Source organism: Brevundimonas sp. (genome assembly GCF_965227765.1).
Taxonomy (GTDB): domain Bacteria; phylum Pseudomonadota; class Alphaproteobacteria; order Caulobacterales; family Caulobacteraceae; genus Brevundimonas.
Window position 1 is genome coordinate 353645 of sequence record NZ_OZ245778.1, and the last position, 15743, is coordinate 369387.

Genomic DNA, 15743 nt, shown 5'->3' on the forward strand with positions numbered 1-15743 from the left:
TAACATAGGTGCGGCGACCGCATTGTGAAGCAGGGAGCGCCGTGCTTCTAGGATGTGGCTGCCCGGGAAATTGCGAAATGGCCAAAAGAATCTGTATGCGAATGGGCAAGAGCCCTTTTGCAACCCTCGATCTTTTCGAATCGGACCGGCGCAACGTCACTGGTACGAACTCGGGAAATATGCTTTTCGCCCAGTCCGTCTATAAGACGCTGTCGGCCGATGGCGTCACCATCGGTCGCCACGGGTACGCGGCCAAGCCGCGCCAGGCCGAAATCATTAACGAGAAGTACGACGCCTTGGTCCTGCCGATGGCCAATGCGTTTCGGAACAAGTGGCAACAGCCGCTAGAGGCCTATTGCGAGCTCATCGAAAAGCTCAAAATCCCCGTGGTCGTCGCCGGCATCGGGGCGCAGACGGACCTGGATTACAACCTCGACAATCTCGCTCCAATCGAGGCTGTGACAAAGCGGTTCGTGACGGCGGTCCTGGACCGATCTGCTTCGATCGGCGTACGCGGAGAGTGCACGGCCGGCTTCCTCAAGAAATTGGGCTTCCCGAGCGGCTCGATCGAGGTCATCGGGTGCCCTTCCATGTTTATGTACGGAGCTGATCTGCCGGTTCCGAAGCCTGTCAGAAAGATAACGACGGCGTCGAAGATTTCGATCAACGTTACGTCCAGCCACAAGACGGGGACGTTTCGCGATGGCCTAGACACGATGCTGGCGATCGCTGATGCGCACGTAAAAAAGTATCCAAACTCGATCCTGGTTTGCCAAGAAGGTCGCTCACTCACAACCATGCTCTGGGGCGACGGCGCGGGGCGGGGCACCGAGTATGACGGCATTTCTCCCGAGGCCATTCGCGCTCTCAGCGCCGGGGGCAGGGCGCGCTTCTACGTCGATCCCAACAGTTGGTTTGAAGAGTTGGGGGGGTGCGATTTCTCGTTCGGCACCCGACTGCACGGAAACATTTCCGCCATCCTGGGGGGCACGCCCTGTCTTATGGTGGCAACCGATTCCCGCACGCGTGAGTTGGGGGAACTGTTCAATATCCCGTGGCGTCGGGTGGATGAGCTGAACTCAACCACCGATGTCGCGGACCTGGCCCGAGGGGCCGACTTCTCGAAGATGATTTCCGGCCATGGCGAGCGCTTCGCAGCCTATCGCAGCTTCATGAAGCGCAACGATCTACCGTTCAGCTACGACGATCCAACGCGGGCGCCTGCGTTCGAGAGCCGTCTTGCAGCGACATCGCTGGCCCCGCCCGCGAAGGGCGTGAATCAGGATCCGACCATGGGGCAGCTTGTGCGTATCCGCGCGGAAACCAATGTCGCCCTCAAGAAGCTCTCACGCCGGGTCAATAAGCTTCAAGCACAGGTCGCCAAGAGCCGTTGACCGAGATCCGCGTCGAAAGCGGCCTCGCGCACATGGTGTAGCCGCTTGGAAGGCAGCGTTGGCGAATGAAAGTGCAAGGGAGGCCGTAGGTGACCATCGAAATCCATGATCCTGATATGATTCAGGCCCTGTGGAACCACTATGAGGCGCCCATGCGCGCCCTGATGGTCAGTTCGCGCACGGGCGGAAGCATTGACCTCCCGGTCGACTGGGACACACGGGGGCAACTTTTGTCTTTCGCGCTTCATGATCCCCAGGTCGCATTTGTATGGGGCAAAGAGCTTGCCTATTCACAACTCGATCTGTGGCAGCCCTATATCGCCGCCAGTCGGAGACGGTTCGTGACCTTGTCCCGTGCCTTGAAGAAGGAGGGGCCGGTGGCGAAAATGCCCACAACTCCTTCCTATACGGCCAAAACGGGCTTCAAAGTCGGCACTTTTGTAAATGTTGCACCGTCGCTGAAGACATTTATCTACGTCACGGACAAGAACGAGAATTTCGGTTATCTGCGCTCTTTCCCGAAGGGCATCCATGTCTGCGGCCACCATGGAGACTCCGACAAACATTCTAGCTTCAGTCGGCTTCCCTCTGCTTATGACTTCGTTCTTGTTGCTGACGAGAACTCGATGGCCCGGTACATTCGTGCGGGAATACAGATCAGTACCGACCGAATGATTCCTATCGGAAATACTGTCATCAAAGGGGTGAAGGCGGCCGATCAAAAAGCGACCTTTACCAAAGCTCTCTACGCACCAACGTTCGAAGGTTACAGCGAACAGGCAAATTTCAGTTCCCTGTTGAGAGCCGGGCCACAGATCGCGGCGTGGCGCCAGGCTGATGGGGGCGATGTTGTCTTTCGCCCGCACCCAGGATTCGGCAAGCGCTCCATGGCCTACAAGGACGCCGCCGTTCAGTTTCCGCGATCCATGGTGCAGCAGACCTTGAAGTCCAAGGCCAAGCAGTACAACTGGTCCGATTTCATCATCGCCGATATCTCTGGTGTGGTGTCCGAATACGTTTTCACGGGCAAACCGATCATCATACCGATCGCCAGAAGCCATCAGTGGCTGCATTCCTACGTCGCTAGCCTAAGTATCGGCAAGTACGCCTATATTTGGGACTACGAGGCGCAATCGCTGGACGCTTTTATTGCGACGATCGCACATGATCCGCTCCGGGAGGCGCGTCTGTCGCGCCGAACGTCGCTCTACGCAGGTGTGACCGACTTCAAGGGTTCGAGTGAACTCTTCGAGAATGCGCTTTCCTATTTCGATCACTGCCATCGGTTTCGTGAAATTCGGCACGGCAACCATCCGGCTCCGTCTCAGCGCAGATCTCTCAAAGCCTATCCCGGGCCGGAGGGAGAAGCGGAGCGCGCGATGGTCGCAAGGTTGGCGTCGGGGGAGGTTACCCTCAGGGCCTGATCGCGTCAGCGACCGGTGACAATTATGCTGGAGCCGTCTCGCAGCAAATCCTTGAGCGCCGTCGTCGATATCCCTCCCGTGCGAGGGAGGTAGACAACGCGGCAGATGTCGCCGAGATGATCGAAATGCCCAGACCAGTCATCCCCCATGACAAGAATGTCGGCGCGACGTTGAATAAGATACTGGCGCTTCAGCGCCAGGTCGTGCTCAACAAAGACCTCATCGACGCAACGAAGCGCTCGCACGATATCTAGGCGAGCGCCTTCGGTAATGGCGGGCGCCGCCTGCTTTTTCGCGAAGTTCAACGCATCGGATGAAACGCCGACCGAGAGATGGTCGCCCATCGCCCGAGCGCGTTCCAGAATCCGCAGATGGCCCACATGAAACAGATCAAAGGTCCCGAATGTCACCACACGGATCATTTGTGCATCCTGACGTGACCCCCGTTTCTCATCCAGCCATAACGAGAGTCCTTTGGTGATCTGAACTGGTGTTGGCGGGGTTGGCAATAGGCCGGTCTGAGCAGCCATCAACCAGCGCAGCAGACCGGCCGCTGTGTCCGGTGAGCGCCTGTGCGTAGGCCTTGGGCGTCAGCCATCCCAGCTTCGAGTGCGGCCGGGTTTCGTTGTAATCGCGCCGCCAGGCTTCGAGCACGACACGGGCGTGCGGCAGGGAGCGGAACAGCGTCTCGTTCAACAGTTCGTCGCGCAGCCGACCATTGAAGCTCTCGTTGAAGCCGTTCTGCTGGGGCTTGCCGGGCGCGATGTAGTGCCAGCCCACCCCGGTGTCGTCGGCCCAGGCGAGGATGGCGGTGGACGTATATTCCGTGCCGTTGTCGCTGATGATCGTGTCCGGCCGTCCCCGCCCCAAGATGATGGCGTCGAGCTCGCGCGCCACCCGTCGGCCCGACAGAGACGTGTCGGCGACGAGCCCGAGGCATTCGCGGGTGCAGTTGTCGATCACCGTCAGGATGCGGAAGCGCCGCCCGTCCGTCATCTGGTCGGAGACGAAGTCCAGCGACCAGCGCTGGTTCGCGACCAGAGGAATCTCCAGCGGACGCCGCGTGCCCATGGCGCGTTTGCGCCCGCCGCGCCGGCGCACCGTCAGATTCTCCTCGCGGTAGATCCGCTGGACCCGCTTCCTGTTGACCGCATGCCCCTCGCGCCGAAGCATCACATGCAGACGGCGATAACCGAACCGGCGGCGCTCCTGGGCGAGGGCCTTCAGCCGATCCCGCAGGGCGCCGTCGTCCGCTCGTGTCGCCTGATAGCGCACGCTCGTCCGATCCACGCCCAGCACCCGACAAGCCCGCCGCTCGCTCATCGCGTAGGCTGATTGCAGGTGCGCCGCCGCCGCTCGATGCGCAGCGGGCGTCACCACTTTTTTCCCAGCAGATCCTTCAGCGCGACGTTGTCCAGCATCGAGTCCGCCAGCATCCGCTTCAACTTGGCGTTCTCCTCTTCCAACGCCTTCAGACGTCGGGCCTCCGACACGTCCATGCCGCCATACTTAGCCTTCCACTTGTAGAAGGTCGGCGAGCTCAGCCCGTGCTTCCTGCACAAGTCTGCCACCGGAACACCGGCCTCCTGCTCGCGCAAGATTCCGATGATCTGCTCTTCCGTGAACCGTGATCGCTTCATTCTGTCCGTCCTTTCGAGGGGCGGACTCTAGCTATTCCTGGAGGAGTTTCAGGGGGTCACGTCAATCCGGATAATCGCCACGAAGGGCTGTTGAAGGAACCGTTGCATAGCTAGCCCGCCCCACTTTGCGCAAGCAGCACGTTCCGATTGCATCAGACTTGCATTGGAATAAGAAGGATTATCGACAGGTAATCCCTCCGGTGAGCCTGGGCCCGATTAATCAGTCGGGGTCCCCTACCTAAGCAGCAAGCGTGAGAAACGAATGACGATCGGCGTGATTCTTGCCGGAGGGCGAGGCCTCCGGTTCGGCCTCGATAAGCCCAAGCAGTTCAATCCGCTGGCGGGCCGCCCGATCATGGACTACGCCATCGAAACGCTCAGCGCCCATGCTGAAATCACGCAACTGGTTGTGACTTATCCCGAAGGATTTTTCGATCAGACCGAAGCCGTGGTTGCGCCCTATCGCAGGGTGAAGCCGATCACTCTGGTGCAAGGCGGCTCCACCCGCCCAGCATCGACCCGAGCGGCGCTTGCCGCCCTTCCGGCTGGACGACACAAGGTTCTATTTCACGATGGGGTTCGGCCCTTCGTCACGGCGGACATCATCACGCGGACTATTTCGGCCCTCGACGGGCACGACGGGGCTGATGTCGTCATCGAAACCGCCGACACCATTGTGCAGCTTGGTGATGGCGGGGACGTTCTCTCCCGCATTCCCGACCGGACCAGCCTGCGCCGCGGTCAGACCCCGCAGGGCTTCTGGACGGACGACCTCCGATCCGCCTACGAGGCCATGGATGACGAGGGTCTGTCACGCTTCACTGATGACTGCGGCGTACTTCTTGCCCATCGGCCCGAAGCGCGTATCGCAGCCGTTCAAGGTTCGGAGCGGAACATCAAAATCACCCATCCGATAGATATGTTCCTAGCGGAACAGCTCCTTTACCTAGGGCAGACTCAGCACGAGGGACTGGAGAAGATTTATGACTCGCCCGTTGCGGTCGTGCTGGGCGATGCCTCAGGCTTGGGACGTGTGGTTCGCGAGAGGCTGGAGTCTCTCGGTTGGCGGGTGTTTGGAGGATCAAGAGCGACCGGGGTCGACGTACGCGATCAGGCTTCTGTCATTCGACGCTTCGACGAAGTGGCGGTGGAGGCTGGTAAGATTGACTTGATCGCGAACTTCGCAGGCACTCTGCACGTTGGTCGCCTCGATGCCGCGGATTTCCTGGCGATCGACGAAGTGATTTCCACCAATCTGATGGGCTCGATTCATGTCGCGCGCGCGAGCTACGATCATCTGACCAAGTCGGGTGGGCATTTGATGCTATGTTCCTCCAGCAGTTATTTCAGGGGACGCCGAGACACCGCGGCTTATTCCGCATCCAAAGCGGCGGTCGTGAATTTGACCCAGGCGCTGGCCGAGGAATGGGCCGAAGATGGGATTGTGGTCAGCTGCCTTGTGCCGCGCCGTGCTGACACACCCATGCGCCAAAAAGCCTTTCCGGACGAAAACCCTGCCCTGCGTATGAAGCCGGCGCGATTGGCGGATGCGGTTGAGCAGTTGCTCCGCCATCCTCAAAGCGGCCTAATCAAGCACGTGAACTGATCGCATGAGTATCAGAAAGCAGATTGCGCGGTTTCGCACGCGGGTTTTGCGTTCTGGCGACGCGCGTCATGGCGCCGCCCCCCTCGCCACATCTGCAGTCAAGGCGTTGCCGGCTCACAAGCCTAAGGTGAAGTCGCCTGTCGCAGCAGCTCAGTTTCGACCGGCGGGGCTGGAGTTGGCTTTGAACCGGGCGAGGATGGCTTACGCGACCGCTATCTTGCACGTCAGCGACGGCCCGGGCTCCGAGTTTCACCTAGACCTCTGGATCCATCATCTTCGTGACGCTCTTGGCCCTGATGTCATCATCGTCATCCGGTCGAGGCCGTTGTTTGAATCGGTCAAGAAGCGCTTCGATCTGGACTGCGTATATATTCGTGACTCGCGCGACGCGGAACGCTTCGTGCACCAATGTCCGAACCTGAAGGCCGTATTCTACGTTTCCAACACAGGGAATGTGATCCATTTCGTTCGTCTAAACCATCTCAAGCACGTCTTCCTCGGACATGGCGACAGCGACAAGGCGGCGAGCTGCCACAGGTTCTTCAGAGTCTACGACGAGGTCTGGACTGCAGGTCAGGCCCATATCGACCGCTTCGCCGCTGTCGGATTCCGAACGGACTCTATCGATTTCAAGACCATCGGTCGCCCGGGCACCAGGAGTGTGATCGAAAACGCCGCCCCCGCCGACTGTCAGCAGTTTCTCTATCTGCCGACCTGGGAAGGCTACCAGGACTCGCAGAACTATTCGTCTCTGCCTATGGGCGTCGATCTTCTGCTGGTGGCTGAAGCCGCGACAGGCTTGCGTCCGCGGGTGAAGTTTCACCCCCTTGCTGGGACCCAGAGTAGCGACCCGATCTATCTGGAACCCAGCCTCGAACAGGCCTACGCGGGCAGGCGCATGGCTCCGACGGCGGCGGACGAGGATGTCGCCGCCGCAGCGACCCGGTCAGAACCTAGTCTTGTTGTATCACCCAGAAGCCTGCCCGTATCAGAGTGCTTCGAAGGCTCGGCCTTCCTGGTCTCCGACATCTCCAGCGTGATTTCCGATTTCCTCGTCACCTTGAGGCCGATCTTCCTGTTTCTGCCAAGCGCGGTCGACATCAAGATGTCGCCGTCCCAGATACCTTATGACCAGTTCGCCTATCAGTTCTCGACGCCGGAGGAACTGCGCGACCTGATCGAGCAGGTGATCTTGCGCGGCGATGATCCACTGGCCATAGGCCGGGAAAAGGCCTTGGCTTATTTCGTCGATGTCGAGGCCACGGTGCAGGGGCGGTTCGCCAAAGAGGCCCAGCGTCTGTGTTCGCCGCCGCCTGTCTAGGCGGCGTCGTCGATCAGCCGGTTGAGGATTTCGGCCACCTGCTTATCGGCGGGCCGGTGGAGCAGAACTCCTTTGGCGACCTTTGTAAAAGCAGGCAGATTTCCCGAGTAATAATACTCGGTCAGCTTTATGTAATAGTACCACATGATCTCACCGACATTGGTCAAGATCATGTTCGGCGTGTCTGCGAATGTTTCAAAATCCGTGACCGGTCTACGCCACTGGCCATAGTTTTCCGTGAGATAGAGGTCGTGGTTCGACGGCGTCAGGAACTGCTCTCCCAGAAACGAGTGTTCCACAAGATCAAAGGCGGTATTCCACCATTTACTCTTAAGTCCCTCATGGATGACTCGGCCGTCCTCCAGCCGGTGCCAGAAGACGTCGATCAGCACTCCACTGGCGTGCTGGGCCCTGATCAGGGTGTCCGTCGGGTATGGCTTGATTGAGAAGCACCCGTAGGTGGCCAAGACATTCGCCACCGCGCGCTTGTCCAGTCCCGGCTTTTCGAAGACGCCGACGTCAATATCCTTGTCGTGTCCGAGAATGTCGTTCTCCCTGACGCAGCCCAGGAGCGTCCCACTGATCAGGAACATCTACACCCCGGCGGATCTCAACGCCGCATTCAGATCGATCAGCGTGATCCGTGCGTGCTGCGTCCAGTTGGATGACTGCGCCTTGGGCCGCTGGCGCCGCCCCCCGAACGCCAGAAGAGGCAGGCTGGTGAGGAATCTGTGTCGGGCTACCTCTTCCGCCTCTTCGTATCGCCCCAACTCGCGGCAGACCATGGAGTCGTGATAGAGGGCTGCGCGCGATACGCTTCCCTGCTGTGCGAACAGCGGGGCCATAAAGGCGCGAAATTCGCCGAGATCCTCTGCAGTGCGCACCGTGCGGCGCAGGGCCGCCAGATTGTCGCTGGTCCACACCGCCCTGCCGGAAAACAGCCGTTCCACGACCTTCCTGCTTTGTTGGCTCTGGCCGCCTAAGGTCAGGGCATCCGCCCATAGGTGGGCCAAGGCGTCGAGTTCCGGATGAGCGGAAACGCCGGGCTCAAGCAAGGCGATGGCCTGGCTGAAATGGCGGGCCGCCGTGTCATGGGCGCCGGAGTGGTAGTCCAGCAGGCCACGTGCGCGGTGGGTGCGCCAGCAAGCCCCATAGTCGCGTTCCGTGCGGGCCAGGGCGTCTCGAGCCTCACGCACTCGCCCCTGCCGCAGCAGCGCCTCGTTTCGCCAGAGCCGCATCCGACGGAGCTCCGGTCGTAACAAGTCGCCCGGCCTGTCAAACGCATCGAGATCATCGACCAGGGGCACAGCGCGCAGCAGGTCGTCCGACCGCGCAAACTCCGCCCACTCGGTCGAGGCCTGGGCGATGCACTGAGCCGTCGCCATTGCCGTCTGCACTTCCCACCTTGGTCCGGTTGCGGAGGTCACGTTGGGGTTCGCGCGCGACGCCGCCTCGCGCCGGATGTTTCGGGCTCTTCCAGAAGAGCTTCCAGCGTCAATGCGACGTCATCGGACGCCAACAGGATGCGGTCGCCCTGCACGCCCTGTCCGGCGAGCCAGGCAGCGGCGGCTTGGGTGTGCGCCAACAGGATGTCCGCAGCCATGAGGACCGTGCGATTGAGCGAGTCGTTCAGCCTTCCAGCGTCGGTCTCGCCTTGGGCTGTGTCCCGCACCACCTCAACGGCCGTGGCGATATCGTCGGCCTCATATACGAACGGGACGCCGAGCCGGGTCGCCGCATCGGCGGCGGCCACAGCGTCGCCCAGGCAGCGAGCCCAGACGAGGCCGACGTCACGTCCTCGGCCTTTGGCGACGATACGGTCAGCCAGGGCGCGCACGGATGCGGGGTCGGCATCCGCAGGCAGGTCCGTCTTCGAAGCGGCGCCAGGGCCGCAGGCCTCTATCGACCAGCCCGCGCCGTTCATGGCGTTGATCGCGGCGTCACCGCCTCTGGATCCGGTCTTTTCAGCAACAAGGAGCAGGCGGCCTGGGCCGATTTTTCGCCCGGGGGTCGGACGGGCCACGTGGGCGGCCAGCGCCAGCAGATCCCGGCGAGCGGCGGCGAGCGGCAGGCCTGGGTGTTGGCTTACGCCTGAAAGGGTGAGGGCTTCTCGATCTCGTCCCGCGCCCAGGCGCCGTTCCGCCAGTCGGTCCGCCCGGGCCACATCATGGCTATCGAGAATCAAATACTCCACGACGGCTTCGCAAAAGGGGCTGTCTTGAGCGCGCAGGGGCGAGGTCGTGTTGAGAAGGCTGTCCGCTCGCTGGGCGATGGCGCTTCGCAACTCGCGCTCGGCCCGCCATGCCGGGTCGGCGGAAGCGTCCGCGCGGACCGTGTCCAGAACGATGCTGGAGCGGATCGGCCGCAAGGTCAGCCCGCGCAAGGTGAAGCCGAACCGCTCGGAGGAACGGCGCAGATGCAGGGCGTACTCGACCTGCACCGCTCCTCTGGGAACCAGGCAGACGAAGCGAAAGACGCCAGCGTGCGCGTGCTCAAGCGGAAGGAAGTGATAGCTGCCCGGTTCCGACTCCAGAAGTCCAGGCGAGCGTGCAGCCAGGATGTTTCCCGCCTTGTCCAGAAAACGCAGGCGGCCGATCAGCGCCTGCGAGGCGGGCCGCCTCGCTGATCTGACCTCGCTCGAAATCTCGACCGCCTGGGCGTCCTCGGGAATCTGGGTTCGAGCGAACTCTGTGCGGGCGGTCACTGCCGTCCAGGTCTGCTGCTCGGATTCGGCCGGGACGCGGTCGGGCGATTGCGGCGCGAGGAGGCTGCGGCGGAGCCTCGCGATCACCTTTTTCAGCCCCTGTCTCGAACTGGCCAATAATCTTTCCTCAAGGTCGGGCGGTTGGTTGATCAATCGGTAGCCTCTTTTACGGATCGCCCGCAACCGCCATGGGGCCGACCTAAAGGGCTGCGTCTGGGCGCATCGACGACGGGCGTCTTGAGGCGCAGCATCAGCCGACTTGCCGGGGCCTGGAAGCCGGTGCATTAGGGCCTTGTGAACGAGGCAGCCTCAGAGAGGATCGTGTGATCCCTACGTCGTCGGGAGCGGGAGGTCGCAGCGCGTTGGACGGGCCGTCAAACCTGTACCGATCATTGGTTCGTTGGGCGCTGGAAGCCCGTCAGTCGCCGACATATCGCGCGGCTCGCCTGTCCTTGATCACCATTCACGCCCTGCTTCTTCGCGAGGCGGTCACCCGGTATGGCCAACGGTCGGCCGGCTATGCCTGGGCGATGATCCAGCCCCTGATCATGCTGTCGGCGATCCTGCTCATTTTCAAGGGCGTCGGCCGCAGCCCCCAAGTCGGCGAGAGCCTTGTGGTCTTCTTCCTGACCGGCATCATTCCCGTCATGATGTTCCGTCATTCGATTAGCCGGGGCGCCAACGCCATCCGCAGCAATCGCGCCCTGATGCGCTATCCACAGGTCACGGGCCTTGAAGTCATCACTGCGCGGGTGTTGCTCGAACTGCTCACCAACTTCCTAGTTTTCCTCATCATCATGCTTTTCATGAAGGCGTTCAAAGGCCTTCCGATCAGCGCGTGGATATCGAACCCGCTGGAACTGCTGTGCGCCCTGGGGACCTTGGCGCTCCTCTGCTATGGCGCGGCTTTCCTCAGCGCGCAGATCGGCCGCGTCGTTTCCCAATGGTCAGATCTGATGGGCGTGCTGGGCCGGTTTCTCTTCTTCACCTCGGGAGTCTGGTTCACATTGGAAACCCTGCCGCCTCGCTGGCGGCATTATGCGTCCTACAACCCGGTGGCCCAGGTCATCGAATGGATCCGGGACGCCGCCATACCGGGTTTTGAGAGCCCGCACGTCAACTATAGCTACCCCATTGCGTTCGCGGTGGTCTGTCTCGCGCTCGGCCTTTTCGTGGAATGGGTGTTCCAGATGAGCGGCCTCGACCGGGAGCGTGACTAGTGATTGAGCTCCTCGCGGTGGAAAAATCCTATCATACGCGCCACGGGCTGCGGCCGATCATTCGGCCGACCAATCTTGCCCTCTATCGGGGTGCGAACACGGCGGTCCTTGGTCTGAACGGGGCAGGAAAGTCGACACTTTTGCGCTTGATCTCAGGGGTGGAGCGCCCGACCAGAGGCAAGATCGTGAAGGATGTGACGGTTTCGTCGCCCCTCGGTCTCACGGGGGCATTCAGCGGAAATCTGACAGGCGCCCAGAACCTCAAGTTCGTGTGCCGAATCTACGAACTCGACATCGCAGAGACCACGGATTTCGTTAGAGACTTTTCGGAACTCGGTCCCTATTTCTACGAACCGATCAACACCTATTCGTCAGGAATGCGGGCGCGATTGCTATTCGGCCTGAGCATGGCTATCGATTTTCAAGTCTATATTATCGACGAGGGCCTCAGTGTCGGGGACGCGGCATTCAGGCGGAAGTGTCGGGATGCATTCGCTGATCGCCGATCACGATCTGACCTGATCATGACGTCTCACAGCATGTCGACGATCAGGGAATTCTGCACGACGGCGGTGGTCATCGACGACGGTCATGTCGTGCCTTTCCAGGACCTCGACGCGGCGGAGGAGTTCTACATGGAAGTATTAGCAAGGCGGCGGGCTCAATGAGCACTCTTGATGTCTCAGCCAGCACGACCCGCAAACGCGGAGCGATCCAGCGTGCGCGCCTGATCCGGTCGGCGATCATACTGGTGCTGGGCCCGACGCTGCTTTTCACGCTCTATCTGCTCTTCATCGCGCCGCCTCAGTATCATTCCGAGGGCGCTTTCGCCGTGCGGGGCGCGCAGTCGTCTCAGATGGACGCATTGAGCACCCTGGGATTGGTTGCGCCCACGTCCAATGCGGCAGACGCCAAGGTGGTCGAGAATTACATTCGTTCCGACGCCATGGTCCTGTCGCTGCGTCAGCAGTACGGCTTTGACGAAGCTTTCAACAAGTTCAGTCTGGACCCCACCGCTCGGCTGTCTCCGAATGCATCCTTGCGTTCGGCGACCGCATTCTGGCGGCACAAGATCGAGATCATCACCGACCCCGCCACCTCCGGCGCCAAGATTCGCGTCAGCGCCTATTCGGCCGAGGATTCCCAGCGCCTGGCTCGCGGCGTGCTGCAGTTGAGCGAAAACCTGGTCAACACCCTGCCCAGGCGTGCGCTTGATGACCTGATCGCCGCTTCCGATCAGGAAATCCTGGTCAAGCGTCAGGCCTATGACGCCGCTCGCGATGCCCTGACGGGCTATCAGGGCCGCCAGTTTTCGGGGGTCGGCGCCACCACGCCCGCGCAGCAGGCCATCGCGCTCGTCGGTCAGATCGAAGGCCAGCTGGCGCAGAAGCGAGCCGACCTCGCCACGCGGCGGCAGACGTTCCAGGAAGGCGCGCCGCAGCTGACCGGACTCGAGCGCGAGATCGTCGCTCTCGAAGCCGAGCGGGATCGCGCGGTCAATCGCGCCATGTCTGCGCCGGGCGAGCGAGCGGCCTCAACCGAGATCGAGGCGCAAAGCCTGTTGCTCGACTACCAGACCGCCCAGCAGCAGTTGCTCGGGGCCGTGGCCGCAGCCGAGCAGGCTCGGCGCCAGCAGATCATCGACCGCAAATACGTCATTTCCTACGTGCCGCCGCAACTTCCGCAGACGTCGGACTGGTGGCCGCGATTGGCCAATATTCTTGCCGTCTTGATCGGCGCTTCCATGCTTTGGGGTATCGGCGCTCTCGTCTACTCCATCATCCGGGACCACGTAGAATGATCCGCCGTCCGTTGATCACCGCGCTCTTCGCCTCTGCCGGTCTCTGGCTGTGCGCGACGCAGACTTTCGCCCAGCAGAGCCAGCTTGCGCCCACGGTGGAGACCGAGCGGCCGGCGCCCGTGGGGCCTGAACAGCTTGTGCTGCAGCAGGCCTCGAATGCGTCGCGGCCGCCGCCCCTGGGGTCGGATATGTTCCGCTCAGCCGCAAATGCGACCTCGAGCGCCTCGACGGCTGATAGCGCCATTGATCCGAGCCATATCATGCGCCCCGGCGACAAGCTGAGGGTCACTCTGTGGGGGCTTGTCAACGAGGAGCAGGAGCTCGTGGTTGACCCTCAAGGAAATGTCGTGGTGCCCGGTGTCGGGCCCGTGCGGGTGGCCGGCGTCACCGCCGCGCGGGCTCCGGCCGTGATCGAGGCTGCAAGCCGGCGAGTCTATTCCAGCGGCGTACAAATCTACGCCACCGCGACCAGTGCAGCGACCAGCCAGATCCTCGTCACCGGCCCGGTGATCCGGCCCGGCGCCTATCAGGGCGCGTCGGATGAGGCGTTGATCGTGTTTCTGCAGAGAGCAGGCGGGATCGATCCCGATCGCGGCAGCTATCGTCGCCTTCGCATCGTGCGCAACGGCCAGGCCCTGGCAAACGCCGACCTCTATGAGTTCCTGCGTGCGGGCGCTCTGCCGGACGTTTCCCTGCACAATGGCGACGCCATCGTGGTCGAGGAACAGGGCTCCGTGATCGCCGTCGTAGGCGATGTTCGGTCGGCCTATTCGTTCGAACTGCTGGGTCAGACCGGCCTGGGCGCAGAGATCATGCGCTACGCTCGTCCCCGTCCCGGCGCGAGCCATGTCGCCATCGTCGGTGTCCGCGACGGTCTGGCCTACTCGGCCTATCTCACCCTGGCGGAGTTTGCAGACTTCACCCTGGTTGACGGCGACCGCGTGCAGTTTGAAACAGATTCCCGGGCGCCATCCGTCCTCGTTCGGCTGGAAGGTGCCCACAGTGGCGGTTCCGTCTTCAGCGTCCCGCGTGGCACGACGGTCGGTTCGTTGCTGCAGCAGGTCGCCGTCGATCCCGACGCCGACATGGAGTCGCTTCACCTCCGTCGCGACAGCGTTCGCGTTATTCAGAAACAGCTTCTGAATGAAGGGCTCGACCGTCTGGAGCGCACCACCCTGATGGCTCCGGCTCGTTCGTCAGGCGAGGCCTCTGCGCGGGCCAGCCAGGCGACCTTCGTCAGTCGCTATATTGAAAGCGCCCGCCAGATCGAACCGTTGGGCATCCTGTCCTTGAACGGACGCGATCCGGGTTCGGTCTTGCTGGAATCCGGGGACGTCATCGTCATTCCGCGACATTCCCAGATCGTCAGCATCTCGGGCGAAGTCTTGGCTCCGCAATCCATGATCGCGACGGAAAATCGCCGACTGAGCGCCTACATTGACGACGCTGGCGGGTTTTCGCCTCGTGCGGACCGTCGACGTATTCTGGTGTTCAGGCAGGATGGGCAGCTCCGAACAGGCGGAATGGTCGCGCCCGGTGATCGGGTTCTGGTGCCCACCAAACAGGAGTCCAGCCTGCTCCCGCTCATAGGTGATGTCGCCGTGATCGCGCTCGCTGCGGCCCGGTTGTCTCGCTGATCCCGTCGCGTTCGACCCAAGCACCGGCGCGGCGAGGTTAGGCTCAAGGCTCTGATATTGTGATCGAATCAGTCGCATGGATGGAGCCATGATTACGCCCTCGCCCCCATTGTCGGCTCTGCTGTCGCTGTCCGGTCGCCGCGCCCTGGTGATCGGCGGCGCCGGGCTGCTGGGATCCCAGATCAGCGAGGTGCTGGCCGAGTTGGGCGCGAGCGTCGTCGTCGCCAGTCGCGACCTGGAAAAATGCCGAGGCTTTGTCGAAGACCTGGGCGGGCGCCATCCTGGCGATCATGCCGCACTGGCCATCGACATGATGGATGCGGCGTCGGTGCGCGCCTGTATCGACGCCTTTTCGGCCGATGGGCCCATGCACATCCTGGTCAACTGCGCCTGGTCGGGCGCCAAGAACAGCCTGGAGTCGATCGACGAGGCCGACTGGGTCTATGACATCGATATGTCGCTGAACGGCGTCTTCAGGGTGGTCAAGGCGGCTCTTCCGGCGCTCAAGCAGACCCGGGGCGTCATCCTCAATATCGCGTCGATGTACGGCCATGTCGCCCCGGACTATCGGCTCTATGATGGCGAGCGCTATGCCAATCCGCCCAGCTACGGCGCCGCCAAGGCCGGGGTGCTGCAGTTCACCCGCTATCTGGCCAGCTTCCTGTCGCCGGACGGAATTCGCGCCAACTGCATCAGTCCCGGCCCCTTTCCCTATCCCTCGACCATAGCCGAGGCCCAGGCGTTCATCGAACGGCTCAGCGCCAAGACGCCCATGGGTCGCATCGGGTCGCCCCACGAGATCAAGGGGGCCGCCGCCCTGCTGTGTTCGGACGCGTCAAGCTACATGACGGGCCAGAACATCTGCGTCGATGGCGGCTGGGCCGCCTGGTAGGCGCCGCATATCTTTTTCCTTCGGCCGGCGCCCTGGCTTGAGTATGATCGTCGCTCGCCCTGGACCGCACGCCGGTTCCTGCGCATCACCAACCTCACAGGGCA

At 61.9% G+C, this 15743-nt stretch carries 14 protein-coding genes; 9 read left to right on the top strand and 5 right to left on the bottom strand.

The features are described 5' to 3' along the window. Positions 1-77 precede the first annotated feature (77 nt). Both ACO05L_RS01720 and ACO05L_RS01725 read left to right on the top strand, forming a co-directional pair. A complete protein-coding gene (locus ACO05L_RS01720; protein WP_421730458.1) occupies positions 78-1394 on the top strand; it encodes a polysaccharide pyruvyl transferase family protein in 1317 nt (438 codons plus the stop codon). Between the two features lie 89 nt (positions 1395-1483). Further along, on the top strand, positions 1484-2818 hold the full coding sequence (locus ACO05L_RS01725) for a CDP-glycerol glycerophosphotransferase family protein (protein ID WP_421730459.1): 1335 nt from the start codon (positions 1484-1486) through the stop codon (positions 2816-2818). Positions 2819-2823: 5 nt separating this feature from the next. On the opposite strand, the gene ACO05L_RS01730 is transcribed toward ACO05L_RS01725, so the two are convergent. Then, positions 2824-3240, bottom strand: a complete 417-nt coding sequence (locus tag ACO05L_RS01730) for an adenylyltransferase/cytidyltransferase family protein (protein WP_421730460.1) — start codon at positions 3238-3240, stop codon at positions 2824-2826. 28 nt (positions 3241-3268) lie between these two features. Beyond that, a protein-coding gene (locus ACO05L_RS01735) for an IS3 family transposase (RefSeq protein WP_421729385.1) occupies positions 3269-4458 on the bottom strand; the annotation gives its coding sequence in 2 pieces (ribosomal slippage) (positions 3269-4206 and positions 4206-4458; 1191 coding nt in all). Positions 4459-4720: 262 nt separating this feature from the next. Here ACO05L_RS01735 and ACO05L_RS01740 point away from each other — a divergent pair. After that, positions 4721-6064 carry an SDR family NAD(P)-dependent oxidoreductase gene (locus ACO05L_RS01740; protein WP_421730461.1) on the top strand — a complete coding sequence of 448 codons (1344 nt, stop codon included), beginning with the start codon at positions 4721-4723 and terminating at the stop codon, positions 6062-6064. Between the two features lie 4 nt (positions 6065-6068). After that, positions 6069-7385: a hypothetical protein gene (locus ACO05L_RS01745; RefSeq protein WP_421730462.1), complete on the top strand. Its 1317-nt coding sequence runs from the start codon at positions 6069-6071 to the stop codon at positions 7383-7385. On the opposite strand, the gene ACO05L_RS01750 is transcribed toward ACO05L_RS01745, so the two are convergent. From ACO05L_RS01750 to ACO05L_RS01760, 3 genes are read right to left on the bottom strand one after another with little or no spacing between them, the layout of a single operon-like run. Then, entirely contained in the window at positions 7382-7978 is a 597-nt protein-coding gene (locus ACO05L_RS01750) for a hypothetical protein (protein WP_421730463.1), read from the bottom strand. The genes ACO05L_RS01745 and ACO05L_RS01750 overlap by 4 nt on opposite strands. Beyond that, a complete protein-coding gene (locus ACO05L_RS01755; RefSeq protein ID WP_421730464.1) occupies positions 7979-8770 on the bottom strand; it encodes a hypothetical protein in 792 nt (263 codons plus the stop codon). 38 nt (positions 8771-8808) lie between these two features. Further along, positions 8809-10242, bottom strand: a complete 1434-nt coding sequence (locus ACO05L_RS01760; RefSeq protein ID WP_421730465.1) for a hypothetical protein — start codon at positions 10240-10242, stop codon at positions 8809-8811. 299 nt (positions 10243-10541) lie between these two features. Between ACO05L_RS01760 and ACO05L_RS01765 the strand changes: the two genes are divergently transcribed. From ACO05L_RS01765 to ACO05L_RS01785, 5 genes are all read left to right on the top strand, one after another. Continuing rightward, the gene (locus ACO05L_RS01765) at positions 10542-11309 is read left to right on the top strand and encodes an ABC transporter permease (protein ID WP_421730466.1); all 768 of its coding nucleotides are present in this window, start codon (positions 10542-10544) and stop codon (positions 11307-11309) included. After that, positions 11309-11977, top strand: a complete 669-nt coding sequence (locus ACO05L_RS01770; protein ID WP_421730467.1) for an ABC transporter ATP-binding protein — start codon at positions 11309-11311, stop codon at positions 11975-11977. Before ACO05L_RS01765 ends, ACO05L_RS01770 begins: the two co-directional genes overlap by 1 nt. Before the next feature lie 83 nt (positions 11978-12060). Next, positions 12061-13110, top strand: a complete 1050-nt coding sequence (locus tag ACO05L_RS01775) for a hypothetical protein (RefSeq protein WP_421730468.1) — start codon at positions 12061-12063, stop codon at positions 13108-13110. Continuing rightward, positions 13107-14747, top strand: coding sequence for a polysaccharide biosynthesis/export family protein (locus ACO05L_RS01780; RefSeq protein ID WP_421730469.1), 1641 nt, complete (start codon positions 13107-13109; stop codon positions 14745-14747). Before ACO05L_RS01775 ends, ACO05L_RS01780 begins: the two co-directional genes overlap by 4 nt. 88 nt (positions 14748-14835) lie before the next feature. After that, entirely contained in the window at positions 14836-15639 is an 804-nt protein-coding gene (locus ACO05L_RS01785; protein ID WP_421730470.1) for an SDR family oxidoreductase, read from the top strand. The last annotated feature ends 104 nt before the right edge of the window (positions 15640-15743 follow it).